Source organism: Reyranella sp., assembly GCF_965227665.1.
Taxonomy (GTDB): Bacteria; Pseudomonadota; Alphaproteobacteria; order Reyranellales; family Reyranellaceae; genus Reyranella.
Genome location: NZ_OZ245767.1, coordinates 5,041,393 through 5,066,906, shown reverse-complemented (window position 1 = coordinate 5,066,906; position 25,514 = coordinate 5,041,393). Strand labels below are relative to the sequence as shown.

Sequence of the window (25,514 nt, the reverse complement as noted above, 5' to 3'; positions counted from 1 at the left end):
ATGCGGCAGCTATCACCCGGGAACAGGGGACAGGGATGAGCTTGATATCGAGGATTTCGGCATTGAAGTTGGCGGCTGCCGCCGTGGGCGCAAGCCTCGCGCTGGCGGGTCCGGCCAGCGCACAGACGCAGTGGATGATGGCCAGCGGCTATCCCGAGAACAACTTCCTGACCCAGAATCTGCGCAAATGGGTCGAGGACGTGGAGAAAGGCACCGCGGGCAAGCTCAAGATCACGCTCCACACCAACGACAGCCTGATCAAGCTCGACAGCATCAAGTCGGCGGTCCAGCGCGGACAGGTGCAGGCTGGCGAGATCCGCCTCGGTGTCTACGGCAACGAGGATCCGATGTTCATCCTCGACGGCGTGCCCTTCGTCGCCTCGACCTACGAGGAAGCGTGGAAGCTGATGGAGCTGCAGGACCCGTACTTCAAGGGCCTGTTCGACAAGGCCGGCATGGTGATCGCGGGCTACCAGGTGTGGCCGAGCCAGGGCTTCTACACCAAGACGCCAGTCAACTCGGTCGAGGACTTCAAGGGCAAGAAGATCCGCATCTATTCGACGGCGACCCAGAAGATGGCGACCCTGCTGGGTTTCAACGCGACGATCCTGCCCTTCGCCGAAATCCCGCAGGCCTTTTCCACTGGCCTGATCGAAGCGCTGTTCACCAGCGCCCAGACCGGGGTCGACATCCAGGCCTGGGACAACACCAAGTACTTCACCGATGTCGGCGCGATCCTGTCGAAGAACGCCCTGATCTTCAGCAAGCGGGCCTTCTCCGCCTTGTCGCCCGCCGACCAGAAGGTGGTGATGGACGCGGCGGCGGCCTACACCAAGCGATCGTGGGAGATGAGCAAGGCGGCTGGCGACGAGAAGGCGGCCGTCCTCAAGAAGAACGGCATGACCGTCACCGGCGGTCCGCCGGCCGTGCTCGCCGCCATGAAGAAGGTCGGCGTCCAGATGGCCGACGAGTGGAAGGCGACCGCGAGCCCCGCCGCCGTCGCGGTTCTCACCGCCTACATGTCCGGTCAGAAGACCAACTGACGTCCTGAGGCGCCGGGCTGCCTGCGGCGGCCTGGCGTTCTTCTCGCTGATGGTGATGTGATGCGGCGTGCGTTGGATATTCTCTACAGCTCGAGCGGTCTGCTCTCTGCTTTCTTCCTGATGATGATCGGCGTCACGATCCTGCTGCAGATTGCCGGCCGCTTTCTGAATTTCGCCTTCGACGCCACGGAAGTCTCCGGCTTCTGCATGGCGGCGTCGACGTTCTTCGGCCTGGCCTACACGCTGAAAGCCGGTGCGCATATCCGGGTCAATCTCCTGGTCGGAAAGCTCTCGGCGCCGAATCGACGGGGTGTGGAGATCTGGTGCTGCGCCCTTGGAGCGGCCGCCTTCGCCTATGTCTCGGTGAATGCCTGGCTGATGGCTTACGATTCCTTCCTGTTCGGCGATACCAGCCCCGGCCTCATGGCGGTGCCGTTCTGGATTCCCCAACTTGGCATGGCCCTCGGCGCTTCGATCATGACGATCGGGCTGGTCGACGAATTGGTTCTGGCCCTGGGCGGCAGGATCCCGGACTTTGCCGATGCCGAGGCGCAGGCCATCGGCGACGAGCTCGAAGCGGCCTCTGTAAACATGGCCGGTGAAGTGGTCGGCGCAGCAAAGGCGACCACACGATGAGCGGTGAAGCCATTCTCGCCCTGACGGTTCTGGGCTCTCTCTTCCTGCTGCTCGCCAGCGGTGTGTGGATCGGCATCAGTCTCGTCGTCGTCGGGTTCGTCGCCCTGTTCTTCTTCACGCCGGCGCCCGCAGGATCGCTTCTCGCCAGCACGATCTGGGACTCGAGTTGGGGATGGGCGCTCACCGCCCTGCCGCTCTTCATCTGGATGGGCGAGATCCTGTTTCGGTCGCGGCTCTCGGAGGACATGTTCAAGGGGCTGGCCCCCTGGCTCGGCTGGCTTCCGGGCCGGCTGCTGCACGTCAACATCCTGGGCTGCGGTGTCATGGCCGCGGTCTCCGGCTCATCGGCGGTCACCTGCGCCACGATCGGCCGCATGAGCATGCCGGAGCTGCGCAAGCGCGGCTACCATGAGGGCATGGCGATCGGAACGCTCGCCGGGTCTGGAACTCTGGGGCTTCTGATTCCGCCCTCGATCATGATGATCGTGTACGGGATCACCGCGCAGGTCTCGATCGGACGCCTGTTCATCGCCGGTTTCCTGCCCGGCTTCATGATGATCGGCCTGTTCATGGCCTACACGGCAGGCTGGTCGGTTCTCAATCCGACCAAGGTGCCGCCTGCAGACCCACAGATGACCTTCGGCGAGAAGATCTGGAACGCGCGCCGCCTGATCCCGGTCATCCTGCTGATCGTCGCCGTGCTGGGCTCGATCTATGGCGGTGTCGCGACGCCCACGGAGGCGGCCGTCATGGGCGTGATCGGCGCCCTGATCCTCGCGGCGGTCACCGGTTCCCTTTCGTGGGCGACGTTCCAGGAGAGCCTGTTGGGCGCGGTCCGGACCAGCTGCATGATCGGGCTGATCCTGGTCGGCGCCGCCTTCGTCACCATGGCGATGGCCTTCACCGGCCTGCCGGCGACGATGGCGGCCTGGGTGAACGGGCTGGGTCTCACGCCCTATGGCCTGATCTTCCTGCTGACCCTGCTCTACATCGTTCTAGGCTGCTTCCTCGACGGCGTTTCAATGATCGTGCTCACCGCGCCCGTCGTCCTGCCGATGGTCACCGCGCAGCAGATCGACCCGCTCTGGTTCGGCATCTACATCGTGCTGGTCGTCGAAATGGCGCAGATCACGCCGCCTGTCGGCTTCAACCTGTATGTGCTTCAAAGCCTGACCGGCCGCGACATCTGGACGGTGACGAAGGCCTCTGCCCCGTTCTTCCTGCTGCTCTGTCTCGGCGTGGTCCTCATCACCCTGTTTCCGGACATCGTCACGATCCTGCCGCGCCAGATGACGAACGGGTAAGAACGGGAGAAGGGGCCCTCTTATGCCGACGGCCCGATGCACTCAGCGATGAACCGCCGGCTCACCTGCTCGTAGATCGTGTCGCCGGTTCGCGTCGCCAGAAGGGCGGCCCGCGCATCGGACACGACGGCGGTGGCGCGGCCCGAGGTGCCGCCGCAGGTCACGCGCTTCGCGACCGGCGCCGAGGAAGTCCCGCCGACACCGCGCAGGGGCTCCAGGAGATCGTAGATCCTGGGCGTGTCGGGGGCGGGTGGCGAGCCGCAGATCTCGTGATCGGTCGACATCCAGAGATGCACGCTTCCGGCCGGCCCGCAGGTCAACTCCTCGATTACCTCGCTGTCGCGGAATCCCACGGTGAGCCGGTCGGCACAGAGCTGGTACACCAGCACGTTCATGCCGCCCTCGCCGCCGTCGAGGACACCGGTCTCGCAATCCGACGCCCGCGCCGCCCCGCTCTCCTGAATCGCCGCGCACGTGGCGAACAGAAGAAGGCAAAGGGCAGCAGTCCTGGCCATGCGCCGTCTTCAGTTGGTCTCTTCGCCGCGAAGAGGGACCGCGGTCTCGCGGACACGATCGGTTTCGGCGATCTGGGCCTTGAAGCGGTCGAGATCCTTGCCGGCGAGCCGCGTGCGCTGCGCCGTGCGGGCCATGGTGAGCGGATCGATCGGCCGTCCCCCGCGATGCAGTTCGAAATGCAGGTGCGGCCCGGTCGACATGCCGGTGCTTCCGACATAGCCGATCACCTGGCCCTGCCTCACGCGCGCGCTGCGCTTCACGCCCGGCGCAATGCGCGACAGGTGCGCGTATCCGGTCGCGAGATTTCCCTCGTGGGCGATCTTCACCCAGTTGCCGTAGCCGCCGAACCGGCCGGCCTCGATCACGTGGCCCGCGCCCGCGGCGAGGATCGGCGTCCCAGGCGGTGCCGCGAAGTCGATGCCCGCATGCAGCCGCGTGAACCGCAGGACCGGATGCTGGCGCAAGCCGAAACGGGAGGAGATACGGCTCATGTTCAGCGGTGTGCGCAGCAATGACTTGACCACGCTCTCGCCCTCGGGACTGTAGAAGAACTCCTCCCCGTCGCGCGGCTTGAACCGGTAGATACTGTAGGTTTCGGCACCGCCGCCCGTGGTGATCTCGGCCCACAACACGCGTCCATCGTCGGCCGGCCTGCCATCGCTGGTCCATGAGCGTTCGACCAGCACGTCGAACCGGTCGCCGGGCTTGATGTCGTGCTGGAAGTTCACGTCCCACGAGAAGGCGCGCAACATCTCGGCCAGGGGCCCGTGCGGCACGCCGGCCGCCTCGGCGCTACCGATCACCGATCCGTCGACCTCGCCCGAGGCGCGCATCACCTTCGGCACGACCTCGAAGACCTCCTCCTCCAGGCTGTAGCCGCCGTCATCGTCGCGCTCGACGTTGAACGCCCGCTGCGGCTCGGGGCGGATCGACAGGCCGACCAGGATCGTCGGCTTCTCTTCCTCGTTCAGTTGCCGGAGCTTCACGATCAGGGCCTGACCGATCGGCAGGCGATCGAGGCGCACGCGCTCTGCCAGGACGGCCACGATATCGGCAACGTCGCTGGCTTCGATGCCGAGCCGGCCAAGGACGCGGGCGACCGTATCGCCCTTCTGCAGTTCGATCGCCGCTTCGACATGCGGCGGCCCGAAGTCCGGCGGCAAGGGATCCGTCCTGTCGGGATCCGGGAGCACCGTGGCGATGTCCATCACCGGCATCTCGGGCGCCTCCGGCATCGCCATCAGCGCCACCGGCGTTCCCGATTCGGGATGAAGATCGAGTTCGCCGGCAACGGATCGAGCCTCCTTCTTCGCCGGAAGCGCCATCAGGCTGACCATCGCCAGGACCACCAGACTGCCGAAGCACATTCCGACGTTCTTCCAGTGGCGCCCCGCCGAAACCGCGGGACGAATCTGTTCAAAGGGGGGCCGTGCCATGAAAGCCTGGGGATGGGGCATTCCTGGGGAGTCCTCGAGAGACAGGGGTTGGGAGGAGCGTAGCGCCGAGCCGGCGTCGGCACGGCCGGACAATTGGACGGAAAGTTGGCAGCAATGTGGTTCCGCGTCGCCGCGACGCGGCGCGGTGCGATACCTGACACAACGACCGAATGCTGACAGGCGGGAAGCCGCGCCATCGTTTTGGCGATATCGCACCCCATCTGTCGCCGCATGGTGGAAGCGTTGCAGGCGTGGCTTTCCGACGGCAATCATCTCGCCTTTCTGGCGGGAGCCATCGTCCTGCTCTATCTCGCACGCGACGCGGCACACCGCCTGCTGCGTGCGGCATTCCTGCTGGCCGCGCACATGCTTCGGCTCGTCGAGCGCTGGATCGGCTTCGGCGCCGCCGCCGCGAAGGCGCGATACGAACGGCTGACGGCGGGCATGAAGGAAGCCGAATTGCAGCCGCGGCTTCCCGACGAAATGCGGGCCGCCCATCGCCTCGTCGAGCGCCATGGTCCCGAGGATCCCAAGGCGCAAGCTGCGCTCGAACGTCTCGAAGCGCATGTCGCCGAACATCGACAGGTGATCCAGTCCTATGGCGTCCAGCTCCAGGCCATCCAGGCATCGCCTGTCCCCGCCCGCGACGTGAAGCTCGGGCACTCGACCGGGATCGGTCTCGCCTTCGCCGTCGTGCTGATCCTCGCCGTGGGCGTCGCCGGCTGGCTAAACTTCGCCCTGCTCGAACGGCCGATGGCCGAAGTGGTGGGGGATTCCTATCGCATCATGGGCGTGCCGATCTACCGCCTGGCCGCGCTCGCGATCATCGTGCTCGAGGTCGCCGTCGGCATCGTCCTGCTGGAGGCGCTGGGCGTAACCACCATGTTCCCGCAATTCGAACGGCTGGAACAGAAGAAGGGCCAGCGGCTGGCCATCATCATCGTGATGACGACGGCGCTGGTGGTGCTGGCGCTGATCGAGGCGGCGCTCGCCCTCACGCGTGACGAGATTTCCCGGCTCGAACGCGAGCTGCTGGGGACCCTGGCCGGCACAGCGCCCTCCGAGGCCGGAGAAGCCGCCGGCGCCATGGCACGCTACGCGCAGGCGGCGTTCGGCCTGATCATTCCCTTTGCCCTCGCCTTCCTGGGATTCGCCATCGAGGCGCTGATCCGCAACGGGCGCGTCGTGCTCCAGCTTCTTCTGGGCTTCATCCTCGAATCCCTGTCCTTCGCGATCCGCCTGCTGCGCTTTCTCGTCGAGGGCCTGCTCGCGGTGGCCCTTGCCGCCTACGATCTCGTGATCTTCCTGCCGATGGTCGTCGAACGGCTGGTGCGGGCCCTGCTCTCCTCCCGCGCGGTGCGTTCCTCATGACCGAATTCGGCCGCCGCTTCTTCAACACCGGCCTGCTGGCCACGGCGACGGCCGGCCCCGCCCTGGCGCTCGGCGCGTGCGAGGAGCGCAGCGCCACCGCCTCGGCCGTCTATGGCCTGCTCGACGTGTCGAAGAGCTACTTCCGCGAAGTCGACAAGGCGGTGCGCACGCTGCGCGTCACGATGGGCTTCATGCGGGCGCACGACAGTTTCGCGGTAGCGGAAATCGGTGCCTGCAGCTTCACCGACGACGCGGTCCTGCTGAGCTTCACCGCGCCCGACCGGCCGACCGAGCGCCAGCGCCTCGTCGCCGCGTATGGCCAGAAACTGGCCGACTATGGCAGCCGCGCGAAGCCGGCGAATTTCACCGACATCAGGGGCGCCCTGCTGCAGGCGGCACAGACTCTCGCGGCGCGACAGGCTGCCACGCGCACCATCGTGCTGTTCTCCGACCTCGAAGAGGAGCTGCCGCCCAATTGCCGCCGCGATACCGCGCTGCCCGCGACCCTGCGCGGCATGGAGGTCATCGCCACCAACGTGACCCGCCTGCCGGAGGACAATCGCGAACCCGCCCGCTACGCCCGCCGGCTCGAAGGCTGGCGGCAGCTGGTGGAAGCCGCGGGTGCCCGCTGGAAGGTCGCGCCCGATGCCGCTGAGGTCACGTCGCTGTTCAGGGACAGCTAGGCGAGGCGCTTCATCGTCGCCTCGGCGAAGCGTTCGGCCGAGGGCGGATCGACGTCCAGGGCCAGCGCCGGCTCAAGCACCTCGACCTCGATCACGATCAGCACGCCGTCGCGCACGACCCCGTCGACCCGGGCATAGAGGGGCATCTCGGGCAGGGTCGCGAGGCAGGCCGCGCCCTGGTGCGTAACGGCAGGCGGCGGCGCGTCGGCGGTGCGGGTCGGCTTGTAGCGCGAGTTGGTGCGGAACTCGCCGGGCGGCGGCCGCTTGCGGATGGCGTGGCTGAAGACGCCGTCGAAATAGACCAGCGACAGCTCGCCCTCGGCGATCTCCGGCAGGAACTCCTGCACCACGACGCCGGCCTGGCGCGCCTCGTCGGCGAGCCCCGCCACCTGTCCGGCCAGCGTGGCGCGCTGCAGCAGTTCGACCGAGTGGCCCGATGCGCCGCTGGCCGGCTTCACGACGGCCCGCGACCAGCCGGTTGCCTCGAAGACCCTGCCGATCGCCGACACCTCGCAGGCGACGACGAAGCTTCGCGGCACGCGCACGCCCGCCGCCGCCAGCTTTTCCACGTAATCCTTGCGCAGGTTCCAGCGCACCAGATCGATCGAATTGAACAGCCGCGTCGAAACGGCCATCGCCTCGGTCCACGCCTTGAAATCGTCGAGCGCGCGGTAGTAGCCCCAGGTCGAGCGCAGCACGACGGCATCGGCGCCGGCGAACGCCGCGCGCGGCCCGTCCCACGGTGCGCCCGTCACACGGCATCCGCGCCGCTCCAGCGCCTCGGCATACAGCCGGTCTGATGGGGTGATGGCAGGGTCGTCGGCGGCGGTGGCGAGAACGATATGCGGACTCATGCCGTTTCATAGCCAACAACCCGGCGTGCGTCTTGCTAGGATGGCCCCATGCCGCCGCCCTTCACCGTCACCTTTTCCGCCGGCGACGCCGGTCCCTGGCGCATCGAGCGCCTGTCCGCCATTTCAGGTCCCGGCCTTGCCGGCGCCACGCACCTCGCCCTGACGGACATCCCCGGCGCCGCGTGGCGGCTGCGCGGCGTCGTCAGCCATCCACGCTATTCGACAGCGGCCGAACTGAAGGTGCTGGCCGGCATACAGGCCGGGCTCGGCCGCAGCGACGCCACATGCGCGGCGCTGATCCCGATCCGCAAGTCCGAAGCCTGGTGGTCGATGGCCCAGGACGAGCGCCGGTCGATCTTCGAGGACAGGTCGCGCCACATCGCCCTATCGATGAAATACCTGCCGGCGGTGGCGCGTCGCCTCCACCACGCCCGCGACCTCGGCGAGCCCTTCGACTTTCTCACCTGGTTCGAGTTCGCCCCCGAGCACGAGGCGGCGTTCGACGCCCTCCTGGTCGAACTGCGCGCCAGCGAGGAATGGAAGTACGTGGAGCGCGAGGTGGAGATTCGGCTGACCCGAACGGGCTAAGCGCGAACGACCTGCTATTTGCACACGTTTCGGAGCGCCTGCCATTCCGCCGTCGTGAAGGGCAGCTTGCCGTTCGGCGGCCGCTTGGTCGCAGCGATGCGCTCCTGCGTGGGCGGATGGCTCGACCAGATGCCGGCGGCGCTGGCAGCATCGTCGGGCTTCTCCTTCATCATCTTCTCGAAGAATGTCGAGACGCCGTCGGCGCGCAGGCCACGTTGCTCGAGCAGGTGCACGCCGGTCTCGTCCGCCTCCCGCTCGAAAGCGCGGCCGTTGCGCATGGCCAGCAATGTGGTGCCGCCGCTGCCGACCGTGGTCAGGACATCGGAGTAACCGCCGGTCAGCAGCTTGATCAGCATGTCGATGCCGAAGGCGCGCACCACGCCCTTGGTCGGATGAAAATGCACGACATGGCCTATTTCATGCGCCAGCACGCCCGCGACCTGCGTGCTGGTCGCGTCGTCGATCAGCCCCGAATAGAAAACCAGTATCCCGCCCGGCAGGGTGAAAGCGTTGACCAACTTGCCCTTCACCACGTGCACCGTGACCTCGTGGGGGTAGCCTGCTTCCTTGGCCAGATCGTTGGCCAGGCGGTTGATCGCGGCGAGGCCAGCGTTGCCGGTGCAGACCTCCTCGTCGGCCGTGAGCTCGTCGAGCACGGTCTCGCCCAGCTTCACCTGCCACGAGTAGGGCAGCAGCGGCGCGGCATAGCCGGTGCCGTATTCGATCGTGCCCCAGAACAGGCCGACCAGCGCGACGATCGCCAGCGAATAGGCGCCGAGGCGCGGCACGACCTTTACCGGTTCGAGCGCCAGCGGCTTCAGCGCCGGCACCAGCGAGACGAGCTGCGCCCGCCAGGCCGGATCCTCGACCACCAGCCGCGCCTCGCTGCCGCGCAGCGCCAGCGGCGGCACGGCCTCGTGGTGCGAATCGCCCAGCACGACCATATCGGAGATCGGCCAGCGCGCCACGACGCCGGAGCCCTCCGAACGATTGATGAGCAGCTCGTGGCTGGTGACCTTCAAGGTCACGTCCTGCACATCGGCGGTGACGCCGTCGTAATAGCGGGCGGCCATCGTCAGACCCCGCTCACGTCGAACATGTCGAGCAGGCCCTCGCCATAGCCCGGGCCGCGATCGGCCGGCTGCCGAATCTGGCTGCCCTGGGGCGCGCCGTAGATCCAGAGCTGGCCCGCGATCAGCTTCATCGTGCGATGCATCACCCACGGCCAGCCGAGACCCAGGGTCAGCAGCACGATCAGGTAGTTCAGAACCAGGAACCCCCACATCTGCCAGGTCGAGATGGCGGTGGCGAACAGCACGTTGTCGGCACGGCTGTGGGTCACGAGGTAGCGCATCAGATAGGCCTGCCACCAGCAGCGCAGCGGCAGGATGAGCAGGCCGAACAGAACATAGGCGCCGAAGGCGATGAGCAGCACCACGGCCACGGTGCGCAGGCTGGGATGGGCGAACAGCTTCAGGAAATCGTCGGAGGAGAAACCCAGACTCTCCAGTGTGCCGCCGACTGCCATGAAGGTGACGACGGCCGCGGCGACCCAGGCCACGATGTTCAGAAAATAGTAGCCGAGATAGCGCCCGTAGATGTCGCCCGCGCGGCCCGCGAAGGTGAATCCCTGGGTGCCGACCCGCGTGTTGACGATGCGTGGTCGTGCGAGGTTCACCGACACGACCGGCGTCAGCAGGTAGCCGGTCATGGCGTTGGCGAACTGCAGGAAGGTCGCGATGGCGCCGTAGGCCCAGGCGGAGCCTGCCATGCCGCAACGGATGCCCCGCCAGCGCGTGCGCGAGAGCTTGTACCGCAGTCCCGCATAGTGGCCGACATAGGCCAGCGGAAAGCCGATCAGCACGACCGACAGCGAGAACAGGTCGAACAGGCCGAAGGTGGCGAACGGCTTCTGGTGGAAGACGTACAGCCACACCAGGTACATGAGGCCGGACCAGGCGGCGACGAGCAGCAGCGCCAGCAGGAAGCCGATCAGCAGCTCGCGCCCACGGCCGCGATACTCGAACCGGTCGCCCAGCACCGAGAGATGGTTCCAGACATAGCGCCGGATCCGGGTGCGGCCCCAGAAGCGCGACCAGCCGAGCGTCAACAGCATCATCGCAAGATGGCGCAGATAGATGGCGTAGAGCTCCCCCAGCTTGCCGTCATAGACCGGCTGGCTCGGGGTCAGGTCGGGGCTCCAGGCCGTTCCGGGAGCAGAACTCGGGCTGGCCGTTTCGGCCGGCACGGAACTCGCCGCCTGAACCCAGGGGGAAGACGCGTCGCTCAAGTCCCCTCTTTCCCCTTCCGCCGCAATGCAAAATCTTGGATGCTGCGACGCAGCATGATCTGGTGTACCCAAGTTTACGTCAACAGCACTGCGAACCGCCACAAATGACAATCCCGAACCGCGACAAGCCCTGGCTCATTCGCACCTATGCCGGCCACTCCACGGCCGAGAAGTCGAACGAGCTCTACCGCACCAACCTCGCGCGCGGCCAGACCGGCCTCAGCGTCGCCTTCGATCTGCCGACGCAGACCGGGTACGACAGCGATCATGTGCTGGCCAAGGGCGAGGTCGGCAAGGTGGGCGTGCCGATTTCGCATCTCGGCGACATGCGCACCCTGTTCGACGGCATCCCGCTCGACCGCATGAACACGTCGATGACCATCAACGCGCCGGCGGCCTGGCTGCTCTCGCTGTACATCGCGACGGCCGAGGCCCAGGGCGTGGAGCGGTCGAAGCTGCAGGGCACGACGCAGAACGACATCATCAAGGAATATCTCTCGCGCGGCACCTACATCTTCCCGCCCGAGCCGTCGCTGAGACTGACGGCCGACACGATCGGCTTCACCTATCGCGAGGTTCCCAAGTGGAACCCGATGAACGTCTGCAGCTACCACCTGCAGGAGGCCGGCGCGACGCCGGTGCAGGAGCTGGCCTTCGCGCTGGTGAACGCCATCGCCGTGCTCGACGCGGTGAAGGCGCGCGGCCAGGTACCCGACGCCGACTTCCCCAAGGTGGTGGGCCGCATCTCCTTCTTCGTGAATGCCGGCATCCGCTTCATCACCGAGATGTGCAAGATGCGGGCGTTCGCGGAGATGTGGGAAGACATCACGCTCAACCGCTACGGCATCGCCGATCCCAAGCAGCGCCTGTTCCGCTACGGCGTGCAGGTGAACTCGCTCGGCCTCACCGAGCAGCAGCCCGAGAACAACGTCTACCGCATCCTGCTCGAAATGCTGGCCGTGGTGATGAGCAAAAACGCCCGCGCGCGTTCGGTGCAGCTCCCCGCCTGGAACGAGGCGCTCGGCCTGCCGCGGCCGTGGGACCAGCAATGGTCGTTGCGCCTGCAGCAGATCGTGGCCTTCGAGACCGACCTGCTCGAATACGGCGACATCTTCGACGGCAGCAAGGAGATCGCGGCCCGGGTCGAGGCGCTGAAGCAGGAGGCGCTGGCCGAGATGGGCCGCATCGCCGACATGGGCGGCGCCGTGGCAGCGATCGAGGCCGCTTACATGAAGCAGCGCCTGGTCGAATCCAACCTGAAGCGGCTCGCCGCCATCGAGTCGGGCGAGCAGACCGTGGTCGGCGTCAACGCCTACACCGAGGGCGCGCCCTCGCCGCTCGGTGGCGGCCAGGAATCGATCATGACGGTCGACGATTCGGTCGAGCGCGGCCAGATCGAGCGGCTGAACGCCTGGCGGGCGACGCGTGACGGTGCAGCGGTGAAGGCCGCGCTCGCCGAGCTGGTGGCCGCGACCAAGGAAGACCGTAACGTCATGCCGGCATCGATCGAATGCGCCAAGGCCGGCGTCACCACCGGCGAATGGACCGAGGCGCTGCGCGGGGTGTTCGGCGAATATCGCGCGCCGACCGGCGTGGCGCGCGCCGCGGGCGTCACCGACGGCCGCCTCGAAGCGACGCGGCGCGAGGTCGATGCGGTCTCGCGTCGCCTCGGCCGCCGCATCAAGATGCTGGTCGGCAAGCCCGGCCTCGACGGTCATTCCAACGGCGCCGAGCAGATCGCCGTGCGGGCCCGCGACTGCGGCATGGAAGTCGTCTACGAGGGCATCCGCCTCACGCCCGAGCGCATCGTCAACGCCGCGCTGGAAGAGAGCGTGCACGTCGTGGGTCTGTCGATCCTGTCGGGCGGCCATGTGTCGCTGGTCGGCGACGTGCTGAAGGGCCTGCGCGAGGCCGGCATCGGCGACGTGCCGGTCGTCGTCGGCGGCATCATCCCACCGGCCGACGCCGAAGCCCTGATCGCCGCCGGCGTGTCGCGCGTCTACACGCCGAAGGACTTCGACCTCACGCAGATCATGCGCGACGTGGTGGCCGTGGTTGATAACGCGTGGAAGGAAGCGGCTTAGCCCCCCGCTTCGCGCCGCCCCCTCACCTAGCCTCTCCCCCTATCGGGGCGAGGAACATGAGATTCAGACTCCTCTCCCCCGCTAGGGTAGGGCAATCGCATATGAGGCAAAGGTCCCTCACTGCGTTCGGGATGACACTTTTTGTTTGATCGGCGCACTGCGCAGATCCCAACAAAACTGTCATCCCGAACGCAGTGAGGGACCTTTCACTTTCTTAGAAAGGCCAACTAGTCCAGCTTTTCCAGGCCACATGCGATTTCCCTACCCGTTAGGGAGAGCTTGGGTGAGGGAGTGACGCACGACCTCGCCGCCGCATCAGCGAAACGCCGACATCGGCGAACTTGCCGCGCAACGGCGCTTCGGGCTTGTGGATCGTGATGCGGACCGCGTCGATCGGCCGGAAGCGCTGCAGCAGCGCGTCCACGATGGCGAGGGCCAGCGCCTCGACCAGGCTCTTGTGAGGACCGCCGGCGACCTCAACGATCGTGTCGAGGATCGCGCCGTAGCAGACGGCCCGCCGGTAATCGTCGCTGCGGGCGTAGTCATCGGTCTCCAGCCAGACCTCCGCGTCGATCACGAAGCGTTGCGCCCGTGTACTCTCCACTGGAAGCACACCGTGGCACGCGCTGACTTCGATGCCCCGGAGGAAGATGCAGTCGCCGGCGTGCGACATGAGACTCAGGCCGTCGCGCGCAGTCTCTTCGCGGCCTCGACCATGTTGATCAAGGCGGGCTTCACCTCTTCCCAACGGCGGGTCTTGAGGCCGCAATCGGGATTGACCCAGATCTGGTCGGGCGACAGCCGTTCCTTCGCCTTGACCAGCAGGTCCGCCATCTCCTCGACCGGCGGCAGGCGCGGCGCATGGATGTCGTACACGCCCGGTCCGATCTCGTTGGGATAGCGGTAGCTGGTGAAGGCCTCGAGCAGCTCCATCTTCGAGCGCGCCGTCTCGATCGAGATGACGTCGGCATCCATGGCGCCGATCGAATCGATGATGTCGTTGAACTCCGAGTAGCACATGTGGGTGTGGATCTGCGTGCGGTCGGCAACCCCCGACGCGGAGAGGCGGAAGCATTCGACCGCCCAGTCTAGATAGGTCTTCCAGTCGGCCTTGCGCAGCGGCAGGCCTTCGCGGATGGCCGGCTCGTCGATCTGGATCACGCGGATGCCGGCGGCTTCGAGATCGACGACCTCATCGCGCAGCGCCAGCGCGATCTGCCGGCAGGTCTCGGACCGGGGGATGTCGTCGCGCACGAACGACCATTGCAGCATCGTCACCGGCCCGGTGAGCATGCCCTTCATCGGCTTCTGCGTCAGGGATTGGGCATAGCTCGACCACTCGACCGTCATTGGTTCCGGGCGGGAAACGTCACCGAAGATGATCGGCGGCCGGACATAGCGCGAGCCGTAACTCTGCACCCAGCCGTGCCGGGTGAAGGCGTATCCGGCGAGCTGTTCACCGAAATACTGCACCATGTCGTTGCGCTCGAACTCCCCATGGACCAGCACGTCGATGCCGATCTCTTCCTGCCAGCGCACCGCGGTTTCGGTCTCCTGGCGAAGGAACGCCTGGTACTCACCGTCGCTGAGCGTGCCCTTGGCATGGGCCGCGCGCGCCTTCCGCACGCCCTCGGTCTGGGGGAAGGAGCCGATGGTGGTCGTGGGGAAGGCCGGCAGGCCGAGTTGCTGGCGCTGCACCGCGCGCCGTTCCTCGAACGAGCCGTGCCGTCTGGACATCGCGGGCGCGACCTTGGCCAGCCGCATCCGCACGGCCGGATCGTGGATCTTGGTGGAAACGCGGCGCGCCCCGGCGGCCCAGCTCGAAGCGACCAGCGCATCCTGGACGGCATCGCGACCCTCATTGAGCGCGCGGCCGAGGATCGAGAGTTCGTCGACTTTCTGGGCGGCGAAGGCCAGCCAGCTCCTGAGATCCTCGTCCAGACCCTCTTCCTGTCCGAGGTCGACGGGCACGTGCAGCAGCGAACAGGAGGGCGCGAGAACGATCCCCTCTGTGCCCCGCCGCCTGATCGCCGCTTCGCTCCTGGCCAGCAGCGGTTCGAGATCGGCGCGCCACACGTTGCGCCCGTCGATCAGGCCGAGCGAGAGGATGAGGTCCTTCGGAGCGCCGTCGAGCACGGGCGCAAGCTGCTCCGGTGCCCGTACCAGATCGACATGCAGCCCCGCGACCGGCAGCTTCAGAGCCGCGGCCAGATTGTCGCCCAGTGCGCCGAAATAGGTCGCGAGCATCAGCTTCAGGCCGGGGACCTCGGAGGCAAGGGTGGCGTAGGTCGTCTCGAAGGCCGCCCGCGTCGCATCGTCGATGTCGAGGACCAGCGCGGGTTCGTCCATCTGGACCCAGTCGGCGCCGGCGCTCCGGAGCCGGCTCAGGATCTCGACATAGACCGGCAGGAGGTTGCGCAGCAGCGCCAGCGGGTGGAGCGACGGGTCCTTGCTCTTGCCCAGCAGCAGGTAGGTGACGGGCCCGACCAGCACCGGACGCGTATGGATGCCGAGTTCCTTCGCTTCGAGGAACTCGTCGACCGGCTTGGTCGATCCCAGACTGAATGTCTGGCCGCGCCCGAACTCGGGCACCATGTAGTGGTAGTTCGTGTCGAACCACTTGGTCATTTCCATCGCGGGCAGACCGTGCGCCGCCGACCGATGACCGTGAGCGGCGCACGCATCGTCGACCTTGCCCCGGCTGCCGCGCGCGATGGCGAAATAGGTCTCGAGCGGCACGGGGCCACCCTTCCAGCCATAGATGTCCGGGATGGCGCCGACCATCACGCTGGTGTCCAGCACGTGGTCGTAGAGGGAAAAGTCGTTGCTCGGGATGTGATCGACACAAGCCGCCTTCTGCCGCTTCCAGGCCGCGGCCCGCAGCGACGCGGCGCTCTCCAGCAACGCCGCCTCCGTCGTCTTGCCGGACCAATGGCTTTCCAGCGCCTGCTTCAGTTCACGGCGGGGACCGATGCGGGGGAATCCAAGCGTGCTGACGAGAACGGACATTCGAGTACTCCTTTGGGGAATCAGGCGCGTTCAACCGTTCGGATCGAGCGCGTTGCGGCCGTGCGCGGAAGGCAGGACGGTCTGGACGATCGAGGCGTCCAGCGTCTCGTAACCCGCGAGATCGATCGCGGCGTAGAGTTCGGCGCGGGTCTGCATGTCGCCCAGGGACGCCTGGGTGCCGCCGTCGCGACGGAGGGCGGCGTACAGCCGCTCCTGCGCCTTGTTGGCGACGCGCAACGAGGACACCGGCCAGATCACCATCGTGTAACCCATCGCCTCGAATTCGGCGGCGCTGAAGAACGGCGTGCGACCGAACTCCGTCATGTTCGCGAGCAGCTTCACGCCCGGCAGCGCCCGGGCGAAGTCGCGGAACATGTCGGCCGTGGTGAGCGCCTCGGGAAAGATCGCATCGGCACCGGCCTGGATGTAGAGCTTCGCCCGCGCGACGGCACCCTCCATGCCTTCGCTCGCATAGGCGTCGGTGCGCGCGATCACCTGCAGATGCCGCCGGGCCTTCGCGGCGGCGGCGACCTTGGCCGCCATGTCGTGCGCGCTGGCGAGCTTCTTGTCGTTGAGATGCCCGCACTTCTTGGGCAGCAGCTGGTCCTCGATGTGAACTGCCGCCGCGCCGGCGTCCTCGAACGCCCGCACCATGTGCATGACGTTCAGGGCCTCGCCGTAGCCGGTGTCGCCGTCGACCAGCACTGGCAGGCCGCTGGCCCGCGCAACCTGGCGGATGAAGAAGCAGACGTCCTCGACTGTGATGATGCCGAGATCCGGCAGGCCCATCGACGCGGTCATGGCCGCGCCCGAGAGATAGAGCGCCTCGAACCCGGCGGCTTTGGCCTGCAGCGCGGCCATGCCGTTATGGGCGCCGGGCATCCGGAGGATCTCCGGCCGGTCGAGCAGAGCGCGAAAGCGGTTGCCCGCCGGATCGGACGGCAGATCCCTGGCGACGAGATAAGGCATGGCGTTCAGGCCGCGCGCGCGGGCGCTGGCTTGCCGCGCTGGACGAGCGGCACGAAGACGCGGTTCTCTGGTCCCGTATAGTGCGCCGCGGGACGGATGATCTTGTTGTCGATGCGCTGCTCAATGATGTGCGCGCACCATCCCGAGGTCCGGGCGATCACGAACAGCGGCGTGAACATCGCCGTGGGCACGCCCATCAGGTGGTACGAGACGGCGCTGAACCAGTCGAGGTTGGCGAACATCTTCTTGGTCTCGCCCATCACCGCCTCGATGCGGTCGGCGATGTCGAACATGCGGCGGGTGCCGGCTTCATCGCCCAGCTGGCGGGCGACCCGCTTGATCACTTCATTGCGCGGGTCGGCGATCGTGTAGACCGGATGGCCGAAACCGATCACGACCTCCTTCGCAGCCACACGCCGGCGGATATCGGCCTCCGCCGCGTCGGGATCGTCGTAGCGCTGCTGGATCTCGAAGGCGACCTCGTTGGCGCCGCCATGCTTGGGCCCCCGCAGCGCGCCGATCGCGCCCGTCACCGCCGAATAGACGTCGGCCCCGGTGCCGGCGATCGAGCGCGCGGTGAAGGTCGAGGCGTTGAACTCGTGCTCGGCATAGAGGATCAGGGACGTGTCCATGGCGCGCACATGGCTCGCACAGGGCACCTGACCGTGAAGCAGGTGCAGGAAGTGGGCGGCGATGCTGTCGTCGTCGGTCTCGACATCCACGCCGCGGCCGTTGTGGGCATAGTGGTGCCAGTAGAGGAGCATCGACCCCAGCGAGGCCATCAGCCGGTCGGCGATGTCGCGCGCACCGGGATGATTGTGATCGGCCGCTTCGGGCAGCACGCAGCCCAGCGCGGAGACGCCCGAGCGCATCACGTCCATCGGATGCGCCGCCGCGGGAATCGCTTCCAGGGTGCGCTTCACCGCCGCCGGCAGGCCGCGCAGCGAGCGAAGCTTGGCCTTGTAGGCCGCGAGCTGAACCTCGGTCGGCAGAGTGCCGTGCACGAGGAGATGCGCGATCTCCTCGAAGGTGCAGCGCTCGGCAATGTCGAGAATGTCGTAGCCGCGATAGTGCAGGTCGTTGCCGCTGCGGCCGACGGTGCAGAGCGCGGTCGAGCCGGCTTCGACACCGGACAGGGCGACGGATTTCTTGGGCGCAGGTTTGGCCGGGATCGGACTGGACATGGCGCTCCTCCTCTATTCAGCGGCGTCGAAGATCCCGCACGCAGCGGGGGCATGAAGATGGTCGGGGCTGACGACGAAGTTGAGCTGGCACAGCTCATCGGCCCCGAGCTCCGGCAGGCGCTCGACCGTTTCGAGGAAACGCTTCTGCTCGGCCTCGGCCACGATCCCGTCGGCGAGGGTGCGGAACTTCGCGACATAGTCGGGCCGGCGCCACGGACGGGCCCCCAGCGGATGGGCGTCGGCCACCGCGATCTCGTCAGCGATCACGCGGCCGTCGTCGAGCGTCACCGTCACATGGCCGCCGAACGCCTTCCGCGCCGGATCGGTCGAGTGATAGCGCTCGGTCCATTCGGGACCTTCGATCGTGCTGATCTTGCGCCACAGCGCCACCGTCTCGGGCCGCGCCGCGCGCTCGGGCGCGTAGGAGCGCTCGTGATGCCAGCCGCCGTCCTGCAGGGCGACGGCGAAGATGTACATGATCGAATGGTCGAGGGTTTCGCGGCTGGCCGTCGGATCCATCTTCTGCGGATCGTTGGCGCCGGTGCCGATGACATAGTGCGTGTGATGGCTGGTGCGGATGACGATGCTGCGGATCTTCGAGAGATCGCCGATCTTCGGCCCCAGGCGCCGCGCCAGATCGATGAGCGCCTGGCTCTGATATTCGGCCGAATGCTCCTTGGTGTAGGTGTCGAGGATCGCGCGCTTGGCCTCGCCCTTCTCCGGCAGCGGCACGACATACTCCGCCTTCGGCCCGCCCAGCAGCCAGGCGATGAAGCCGTCCTCGCCCTCGTAGGCCGGCGACGGCGCACCCTCGCCGCGCATCGCCCGGTCGACGGCCTCGACCGCCATCTTGCCCGCGAAGGCCGGCGCATAGGCCTTCCAGCTCGAAATCTCGCCCTTGCGCGACTGGCGCGTCGTCGTCGTCACATGCAACGCCTGTTGCACCGCCTGGTAGACGATCTCCACCGGCAGGCCGAGCGCCGCGCCGATGCCCGCGGCGGCCGAGGGGCCGAGATGGGCGATGTGATCGATCTTGTGCTCGTGCAGGCAGATGCCCTTCACGAGATCGACCTGGATTTCGTAGGCGGCGGCCAGGCCGCGCACGAGGGCGGCGCCGTTCAGGCCGCAATGCTGCGCCACGGCGAGCACCGGTGGGATGTTGTCGCCGGGATGGGAATAGTCCGCGGCCAGGAAGGTGTCGTGATAGTCGAGTTCGCGCACCGCGACACCGTTGGCCCAGGCCGCCCACTCCGGCGAAACGCGGCGCGACGGAAAGCTCGACAGGCCGAACAGCGTCGCGCCCGGCTTGCCCGTATGCGCACGAGCCTGTGCACGCGCACTGACGATCGGCGGGCGGTTGAGCGAGGCCGCGGCGACGGCGGCATTGTCGATGATGCGGCTGCCGATCATCTCGACAACGTCGTCCGCGACCGGCACGGGATCGACCGCGACCCCGGCGATCTTCCAGGCAAGCTGCTGCTCGCGCGGCAGACTTTCGGCGGACTTGTAGGTGCGGACGCTGTGGAGCTTCACGAAGCGGCTTCCTTGTCGAATGATGACTGGCGACAGCGTCGCGCCGACCTTGCCAACGCCCGCTGTCTCCGCAATATCTGCAACGCGCCGCACGGTTAGAATTGCTGAATTTGCGATATTTTGCGGATGGTGGTCGCGCGTTTTGCGAAGTTTGCAAAGGACACAGGACGAGATGCGGAAGACATTCATGGGGGTGCGGCTGCGGGCGCTGCGCGAGGAACGCCGCATGACGCAGGCAGCCCTTGCCGACGCGCTCGGCCTGTCGACCAGTTACCTCAGCCAGCTCGAAAAGAATCAGCGGCCGCTCACCGTGCCGGTGCTGCTCAAGATCAATTCGGTGTTCGGCATCGACGTGCAGCTCTTCTCGGACAATGACGAGGCGCGGCTGATCTCGGACCTGCGCGATGCGCTGTCAGAGGCCCAGCCCGGAGAAGCCGTGCCATTGGCGGAGATCCGCGAGCTGGCAGCCGGCATGCCCGCGATCGGACAGGCACTGGTCAATCTCCACCGCCGCTACCGCAGCGAAGCCGAACGCGCCGACGCGATGGCCACGCGCCTCGGCGACGAGCGGCCGGACTCGCAGTCGACGCCGATGCCCTTCGAGCAGGTGCGCGACTTCTTCTATGCGCGGCACAATCACGTCGCCGAACTCGATGATGCTGCCGAGCGCATCTACGAAACCGCCGGCCTCTCCGTCGGCAATTTCAACACCGGGCTGATCGACTACATGTCGCACCGCCACGGTGTGCGCATCGCCCGCGACTCGGGCGACGAGCCGTCGGGCGTGCAGCGCCGCTACGACAAGGCGGCCCGCGTGCTGCATCTTTCGGCGCATCTGCGACCGGGCCAGCATGCCTTCCAGATGGCGACCCAGCTCGCCTTCCTGGAGGTCGACGAGCTGCTGCGCCGCCTGGTCGACGAGGCCGCCTTCGAGGGGAACGAGGCGCGCGCCCTCGCCCGCATCGGTCTCGCAAACTATTTCGCCGGTGCGCTGCTGCTGCCCTACGGCCCGTTCCTGCAGGCCGCCGAGACGGTGCGCTACGACATCGAGCGGCTCGGCCGCTGGTTCGGCGTCGGCTACGAGACGATCTGCCACCGGCTCAGCACCTTGCAGCGTCCGTCGGCGCGCGGCGTGCCGTTCTTCTTTGTGAGGGTCGACCGCGCCGGCAACATCTCCAAGCGCCAGTCGGCCACCGATTTCCACTTTTCGCGCGTCGGCGGCTCATGCCCGCTGTGGAATGTGCACGAGGCCTTCGCCCATCCCGGCCGCATCCTGACGCAGCTCGCGCAGATGCCCGACGGCCGCACCTATCTGTGGATCGCCCGCACGGTGCAACGCGGCCATGGCGAGTACGGCGCTCCCGGCAAGAGTTTCTCGATCGGCCTGGGCTGCGACCTCCGCCATGCCGCGCGACTCGTCTATTCCAAGGGGCTCGATCTCGGCGATGCCGCCAGTGCCACGCCGATCGGCGCCGGCTGCCGCGTGTGCGAGCGGCCATCCTGCCCGCAGCGCGCCTTTCCGCCGATCGGCCGCCCCCTGACCATCGACGAGAACCGCAGCCGCTTCGCGCCTTACCCGACGACGTAGGAAGAGCCTAGGCGTGAATGTGGTCGTGACCGCCGCCGCCGCGGCCGCCGTGGCTGTGCCGCTTGTTGTCGAGTTCCGCCGGGACGAGATGGAGCTGGCCATGGCGCACGCCACGCTGGCTCACCGTCTCGTCGGCCATCGCCCGCACCGCCTTGACCGGGCCTCGCAGCACCGACACTTCCAGGCAGGAATCGTGGTCGAGATGGACATGCAGGGTGGCTACCTGCAGATCGTGATGCTTATGCTGGGCCTGGGTCAGACGCCGCCCGAGATCGCGCGTCTCGTGGTCGTAGACATAGGCGAGCGTGGCGATGCAGAAGCCCTCCTCCTTGCCCGCGGGACCGGCCTCGAGCGCCTCGCGCGCCGCCACGTCGCGCAGGATGTCGCGCAAAGCCTCGGAGCGGCTGGCATAGCGGTGCTTCTTCATGTGGCGGTCGAGCGTCGCCAGGAGATCGTCGTCGACCGACAGGGTGACCCGCTGCATCTCACACACCTCCGCTTCACGACGTATCGCACCGGAGGTCATGATATCAGGCGGGCTTCCCGCGACGTACCAGCAATCGCTCGAGACCGAGCAGCACGAGGACCGAAGCGCCGAAGATCGGCAGCAGGAGGCACATCACGGCCGCGGTGGCGATCAGCGCCCGCGGCCAGCGCAGCGCGACCTTGCGCGGAACACCCAGACTGCCCCGCGGCCGGCGCATCCACCACGAGGCGACTCCGGAAACGGTGAGCCAGACGAGCGACAGGGCGAAGGCCGTGTTCATCCAGAGATTCCACAGGCCGAAGTCACCCTGGTGCACATGGATGCCGAAGCCCACCATCCGCGGGATCACCGGCTGGTCGGCGCGCAGCGCGTCGCGGGTCACCTCGCCCGTCTTCGGGTTTCCGAGGATCACGCGGTCGGCAGACGGCGGACCGTTGCGGTTGCTGACGTAGAGCGGCGCGCCCGGCCACGGCGCCAATCGCACGCTGAGCGCCTGGCTGATACCGCGGGCGCGCGCCTCGGCGACGAGATCGTCGATCGGCTTCTGCGCGGCCGCCATCTGGTGCGCCGAGGCGCCGCCCGGCGAGAAGCCGGCGGTGCCCTTCTGGTTGAGCATCGTCTGGACTCTCGACAGGACTTCGCCGCCCCAGAAGGCGGTCCAGGGCAGGGCGCTGATCAGAAAGAAAAGAAACACCGCGGAGAAGAGGACGGCGACGATGGCATGAAGGTCGCGCACCGCCATGCGCGCGCCCCGGTCGAAGCGCGGCCGCAGGGCGGCGAGGAAGCCGCGCTGTCGCGGCCACCAGAGATAGAGGCCAGAGAGGATCATGAAGATCGCCCAGCCATCGGCCAGTTCGAGCAGCCAGCTCCCCGGCTTACCCAGCGGCCAGCCGCCATGCAGGGCTTTGGTCAGGCCCGGCAGCCACTGGCTTCCCGTCAACGAGCCCAGCACGCGCCCGCTATAGGGGTCGACGAAGATCGGATACGGCAGTCCACTCTCGTTCAGCATCATGACCTGGGTGCTGCGGCGCGGATCGTCGGACAGGATGATCTCCTGCACCGGCGGGCCGCCCTGCTCCGTCATCGCGCCGTGGTCATGGGCGGCACCGCCGCCGCCATGGCTGTGTCCGCCACTGCCCTTGGCCGAGAACTCCTTGGGCGCGGCCTCCAGCGCCGCGGCGAGCTGCACGCTGGGCGGCACCGGCGTCTTGCCCGGCTGGACGAAACGCAGTTCGGGATGGGCCTGGTCCATCCACCATTCGGACCAGAGATAGATCGTGCCCGTCGTGCTCTGCCAGAGCACGAACGGGATCACGAGGAGCGCCGCCAGCAGGTGCCAGCGCCAGAGCCGTGCGTACAGGCGGCCGGCGGGCTGCTCCTCCGATGCACCGGCAGAAGCGACGTGCTTCGCTGGACCCGCAACATAGTCGGACATGGTTCCTCACACGGGAATAGGAGATGTGACGGCCGGGCTCAGCGCGCCGGTTCGCTGACGAAGGCGATCTTGGAGAGGCCGCCCTTGGAAGCGTCGGCCAGGGTCTCGGAGACGTAGCGGTAGGGCACGGTGGCGTCGGCGCGGAGATAGACTTCGGGCTGCGGCCGCTTGCGGCCGGCCTCGACGAACTTCTCCATCGCCTCCTCCCGCGTCACCCGCTCGCCGCCCCAGAACAGCGAGCCCTGCGCGTCGATCGCGAACTCGATCTTCTCGGGCTTCTGCAGGTCGGCGTTGGCCGTCGCCTTGGGCAGGTCGAGCTTCACCACGTTGGTGAGCAGCGGCGCCGTCACGATGAAGATCACCAGCAGCACCAGCACCACGTCGATCAGCGGCACCATGTTGATCTCGGCCATCGGCTGGGACGAGGTCTTGCGTTCGAAACTCCCGAATGCCATTGCCCGTCTCCCTCAGGTCACGGCCGCGAGCGGCACGCTGCCCGGCTTGCGGCCGGCCTGCAGCGCACGGCCCATCGACAGGAAGGTCAGCAGCTCGAAGGCGAAGGCGTCGAGCTTGGCCGTCAACACGCGGTTGGAGCGGGTCAGCCAGTTGTAGCCCATGACCGCCGGCAGGGCGACCGCGAGGCCGATGCCGGTCATGATCAGCGCCTCGCCCACCGGGCCCGCCACCTTGTCGAGCATGCCCGAGCCCGACATGCCGATCGCCACCAGCGCGTGATAGACGCCCCATACCGTGCCGAACAGGCCCACGAAGGGCGCCGTGGCGCCGATCGTCGCCAGCATGGTCAGCCCGTTCTCCAGCGAGGTCGTTTCCTCGTCGAGCACCTTCTTGATCGTGCGCGTCAGGAACTCGGTCTCGCTGCCCGCCTCCTCGAGCTTGGCCGCGCCGAACTTCGCGTGGTGCGCCTGGGCATGCAGCGAATGCGCCGTCAGATGACCGAACGGCTCGTTCACCCCGTGGATGCTGAGCTCGTGCTGCACCTGCTCGAGCGAGGTCGCGCTCCAGAAGAAGGTCAGGAATCGGCGGCTGCGCCCCTGGCGGATGATCTGCCCGATCCCCTTGTAGACGATCAGGTACCAGGAGATCGCCGACATCACCGCCAGCACGCCCAGCAGGATCTTCGCGACGATGTCCGCCTGCGCAATGAAATGGCCGAAGCCCAGGGCCGATGCGTCGCCCATGCGATACTCTCCTACTGCAACACGAATTTGATCGGAACGTGGACCCAGACCGCCTGCGCCAGGCCGCCTTCCACATAGGGCCGGAACTGCGCCGCGCGCACCGCGCTCAGCGCCGCCTGGTCGAGATCGGCATGGCCCGACGAGGCCGCCAGCGAGACCTGGGCCGGCCGGCCGGTCACGTCGACCAGTACGCGGATGGTCGCCGTGCCCTGCTCGCCCGCCCGCCGCGCGCGCGCCGGATAGGCCGGATTGGGCTGCACCAGCCAGCCGAGCTGCGAGGCCTGCACCGTGCGCGGGCCGGCCGGCGCCGCGGGCGCGGCCTGCTGTGGCCCCGCCTCGACCGGCGCGGCCGGACGCGCCGGCTGCGGCTTCTTCTGCACCGGCTTCGGCTCCGGCGGCTTGGGCTTGGGCTCGACCTTCTTCTCCGGCGGCTTGAACTCGGGCGGCGGCGGCTCGTCGGGCGGCGGCAGCTCGACCTTGGCAAGCGGGAACTCCGGCGGCGGCAGGTCGGGCGGCGGCGGCTCGACGATGGTCGCCAGCTCCGGCGGCGGCGGCTTCAGATCGACCGGCGGCGGCGGCTCCGAATCCTCGATCTCGGGCTGGCCCGGCTCCTCCGCCGCCACCATGCGCACCTCCATCGGCGCGATGTCGCCCACCACCAGCTTCACCGGCTCGACCTGCGTCAGCGCCCAGCCCCCTCCCACATGGAAGAAGATCACCAGCGCAAGAATGCCGCGCCGCGCCGCCGTCGATAGCGGCTCGGCGAGAGCGCCGGGAGGTCCTGAACGGTCGAGCCGCACCACGGACACCTATCGCATCTGGTGTCCGGTGCCGGCGGCCCCCATCGCCTCGACCTTGAAGTCGACGTCGATGCTTCCCGCCTTCTCGAAGACCAGCGTCACGGGCACCTTGGCGTCCTTGGCGAGCGGCGCCTTCAGCTCCATGAACATGATGTGATAGCCGCCGGGCTTCAGCGTCACCGTCGCTCCCGGCGGAATGTCGAGCCCCTTTTCGAGCTCGCGCATGCGCATGACCTGGCCGTCCATCTTCATTTCATGGATTTCGACCTTCGCCGATGCCGGGCTGCGAGCGGCGATGAGACGGTCGGCCGTCGTTCCCTTGTTGGTGATCGTCAGGAAGCCGCCACCGCTCTTGGCCGTCGCTGGCGTGGCACGGGTCCACGGGGTCGCGATCTCCAGCGATCCCAACTTGTAGTCGTGAGCCGACACGGGTGCGGCCCAGGACAGGGCCAGCAGCATGCAGAGTGCAGTGCGATGTCCGATCATTAGATTTCTCCTGTTACGA

Annotated in this window: 24 protein-coding genes; 8 read left to right on the top strand and 16 right to left on the bottom strand. The window is 67.4% G+C overall.

Translation table 11 applies throughout. From position 1 onward, the window contains the following. The first annotated feature begins 62 nt into the window (after positions 1–62). Genes ACO07I_RS24465 through ACO07I_RS24455 form a run of 3 tightly spaced genes read left to right on the top strand, consistent with a single transcriptional unit; the run spans position 63 to position 2,983 of the window. Positions 63–1,043 carry a TRAP transporter substrate-binding protein gene (locus ACO07I_RS24465; protein ID WP_422012047.1) on the top strand — a complete coding sequence of 327 codons (981 nt, stop codon included), beginning with the start codon at positions 63–65 and terminating at the stop codon, positions 1,041–1,043. 60 nt (positions 1,044–1,103) lie between these two features. Continuing rightward, a complete protein-coding gene (locus ACO07I_RS24460) occupies positions 1,104–1,679 on the top strand; it encodes a TRAP transporter small permease (RefSeq protein ID WP_422012045.1) in 576 nt (191 codons plus the stop codon). Further along, positions 1,676–2,983: a TRAP transporter large permease gene (locus ACO07I_RS24455; RefSeq protein WP_422012043.1), complete on the top strand. Its 1,308-nt coding sequence runs from the start codon at positions 1,676–1,678 to the stop codon at positions 2,981–2,983. The genes ACO07I_RS24460 and ACO07I_RS24455 overlap by 4 nt, the downstream gene beginning before the upstream one ends. 20 nt (positions 2,984–3,003) lie before the next feature. On the opposite strand, the gene ACO07I_RS24450 is transcribed toward ACO07I_RS24455, so the two are convergent. Beyond that, positions 3,004–3,498, bottom strand: coding sequence for a hypothetical protein (locus ACO07I_RS24450; RefSeq protein ID WP_422012041.1), 495 nt, complete (start codon positions 3,496–3,498; stop codon positions 3,004–3,006). 9 nt (positions 3,499–3,507) lie between these two features. Continuing rightward, positions 3,508–4,866, bottom strand: coding sequence for a M23 family metallopeptidase (locus ACO07I_RS24445; RefSeq protein ID WP_422012039.1), 1,359 nt, complete (start codon positions 4,864–4,866; stop codon positions 3,508–3,510). 300 nt (positions 4,867–5,166) lie between these two features. Here ACO07I_RS24445 and ACO07I_RS24440 point away from each other — a divergent pair, with 300 nt between their 5' ends. Both ACO07I_RS24440 and ACO07I_RS24435 read left to right on the top strand, forming a co-directional pair. Further along, entirely contained in the window at positions 5,167–6,306 is a 1,140-nt protein-coding gene (locus tag ACO07I_RS24440; protein WP_422012037.1) for a hypothetical protein, read from the top strand. Then, positions 6,303–6,989 carry a hypothetical protein gene (locus ACO07I_RS24435; RefSeq protein WP_422012035.1) on the top strand — a complete coding sequence of 229 codons (687 nt, stop codon included), beginning with the start codon at positions 6,303–6,305 and terminating at the stop codon, positions 6,987–6,989. The genes ACO07I_RS24440 and ACO07I_RS24435 overlap by 4 nt, the downstream gene beginning before the upstream one ends. On the opposite strand, the gene ACO07I_RS24430 is transcribed toward ACO07I_RS24435, so the two are convergent. Beyond that, complete coding sequence (locus ACO07I_RS24430) at positions 6,986–7,843, bottom strand: ATP-grasp domain-containing protein (protein ID WP_422012033.1); 858 nt, start codon at positions 7,841–7,843, stop codon at positions 6,986–6,988. The genes ACO07I_RS24435 and ACO07I_RS24430 overlap by 4 nt on opposite strands. Positions 7,844–7,891: 48 nt before the next feature. Here ACO07I_RS24430 and ACO07I_RS24425 point away from each other — a divergent pair, with 48 nt between their 5' ends. Then, positions 7,892–8,431, top strand: coding sequence for a chlorite dismutase family protein (locus ACO07I_RS24425; RefSeq protein ID WP_422012031.1), 540 nt, complete (start codon positions 7,892–7,894; stop codon positions 8,429–8,431). Between the two features lie 14 nt (positions 8,432–8,445). Here the strand turns inward: ACO07I_RS24425 and ACO07I_RS24420 are convergent, their stop codons facing one another. Both ACO07I_RS24420 and ACO07I_RS24415 read right to left on the bottom strand, forming a co-directional pair. Then, on the bottom strand, positions 8,446–9,504 hold the full coding sequence (locus tag ACO07I_RS24420) for a M48 family metallopeptidase (protein WP_422012029.1): 1,059 nt from the start codon (positions 9,502–9,504) through the stop codon (positions 8,446–8,448). A 2-nt stretch (positions 9,505–9,506) separates the two neighbouring features. Then, positions 9,507–10,721 (bottom strand): DUF898 family protein, encoded by a 1,215-nt coding sequence (locus tag ACO07I_RS24415; RefSeq protein WP_422012027.1) that lies wholly within the window; start codon positions 10,719–10,721, stop codon positions 9,507–9,509. A 104-nt stretch (positions 10,722–10,825) separates the two neighbouring features. Here ACO07I_RS24415 and ACO07I_RS24410 point away from each other — a divergent pair, with 104 nt between their 5' ends. After that, positions 10,826–12,805: a methylmalonyl-CoA mutase family protein gene (locus ACO07I_RS24410; protein ID WP_422012025.1), complete on the top strand. Its 1,980-nt coding sequence runs from the start codon at positions 10,826–10,828 to the stop codon at positions 12,803–12,805. Positions 12,806–13,073: 268 nt separating this feature from the next. Here the strand turns inward: ACO07I_RS24410 and folB are convergent, their stop codons facing one another. Genes folB through ACO07I_RS24385 form a run of 5 tightly spaced genes read right to left on the bottom strand, consistent with a single transcriptional unit; the run spans position 13,074 to position 19,500 of the window. Further along, entirely contained in the window at positions 13,074–13,478 is a 405-nt protein-coding gene (gene folB / locus ACO07I_RS24405) for a dihydroneopterin aldolase (RefSeq protein ID WP_422012023.1), read from the bottom strand. Between the two features lie 5 nt (positions 13,479–13,483). Beyond that, positions 13,484–15,814 carry a 5-methyltetrahydropteroyltriglutamate--homocysteine S-methyltransferase gene (gene metE / locus ACO07I_RS24400; protein WP_422012021.1) on the bottom strand — a complete coding sequence of 777 codons (2,331 nt, stop codon included), beginning with the start codon at positions 15,812–15,814 and terminating at the stop codon, positions 13,484–13,486. Positions 15,815–15,844: 30 nt separating this feature from the next. After that, positions 15,845–16,783, bottom strand: coding sequence for a methylisocitrate lyase (gene prpB / locus ACO07I_RS24395; RefSeq protein ID WP_422012019.1), 939 nt, complete (start codon positions 16,781–16,783; stop codon positions 15,845–15,847). A gap of 5 nt (positions 16,784–16,788) precedes the next feature. Further along, entirely contained in the window at positions 16,789–17,967 is a 1,179-nt protein-coding gene (prpC, locus tag ACO07I_RS24390; RefSeq protein ID WP_422012017.1) for a bifunctional 2-methylcitrate synthase/citrate synthase, read from the bottom strand. A 12-nt stretch (positions 17,968–17,979) separates the two neighbouring features. Next, complete coding sequence (locus tag ACO07I_RS24385) at positions 17,980–19,500, bottom strand: MmgE/PrpD family protein (RefSeq protein ID WP_422012015.1); 1,521 nt, start codon at positions 19,498–19,500, stop codon at positions 17,980–17,982. Positions 19,501–19,672: 172 nt separating this feature from the next. On the opposite strand from ACO07I_RS24385, the gene ACO07I_RS24380 reads away from it, so the two are divergent. Further along, complete coding sequence (locus ACO07I_RS24380) at positions 19,673–21,088, top strand: short-chain fatty acyl-CoA regulator family protein (protein ID WP_422012013.1); 1,416 nt, start codon at positions 19,673–19,675, stop codon at positions 21,086–21,088. Between the two features lie 7 nt (positions 21,089–21,095). On the opposite strand, the gene nikR is transcribed toward ACO07I_RS24380, so the two are convergent. From nikR to ACO07I_RS24350, 6 genes are read right to left on the bottom strand one after another with little or no spacing between them, the layout of a single operon-like run. Further along, positions 21,096–21,572, bottom strand: coding sequence for a nickel-responsive transcriptional regulator NikR (gene nikR, locus ACO07I_RS24375; protein ID WP_422012011.1), 477 nt, complete (start codon positions 21,570–21,572; stop codon positions 21,096–21,098). Between the two features lie 46 nt (positions 21,573–21,618). Further along, positions 21,619–23,010 (bottom strand): PepSY-associated TM helix domain-containing protein, encoded by a 1,392-nt coding sequence (locus tag ACO07I_RS24370; protein ID WP_422012009.1) that lies wholly within the window; start codon positions 23,008–23,010, stop codon positions 21,619–21,621. A gap of 38 nt (positions 23,011–23,048) precedes the next feature. Then, complete coding sequence (locus tag ACO07I_RS24365; RefSeq protein WP_422012007.1) at positions 23,049–23,465, bottom strand: ExbD/TolR family protein; 417 nt, start codon at positions 23,463–23,465, stop codon at positions 23,049–23,051. A 12-nt stretch (positions 23,466–23,477) separates the two neighbouring features. Then, complete coding sequence (locus ACO07I_RS24360) at positions 23,478–24,209, bottom strand: MotA/TolQ/ExbB proton channel family protein (protein ID WP_422012005.1); 732 nt, start codon at positions 24,207–24,209, stop codon at positions 23,478–23,480. 11 nt (positions 24,210–24,220) lie between these two features. After that, entirely contained in the window at positions 24,221–25,018 is a 798-nt protein-coding gene (locus tag ACO07I_RS24355) for an energy transducer TonB (protein WP_422012003.1), read from the bottom strand. Then, the gene (locus ACO07I_RS24350) at positions 25,019–25,495 is read right to left on the bottom strand and encodes a copper chaperone PCu(A)C (protein ID WP_422012001.1); all 477 of its coding nucleotides are present in this window, start codon (positions 25,493–25,495) and stop codon (positions 25,019–25,021) included. Positions 25,496–25,514: the final 19 nt, after the last annotated feature.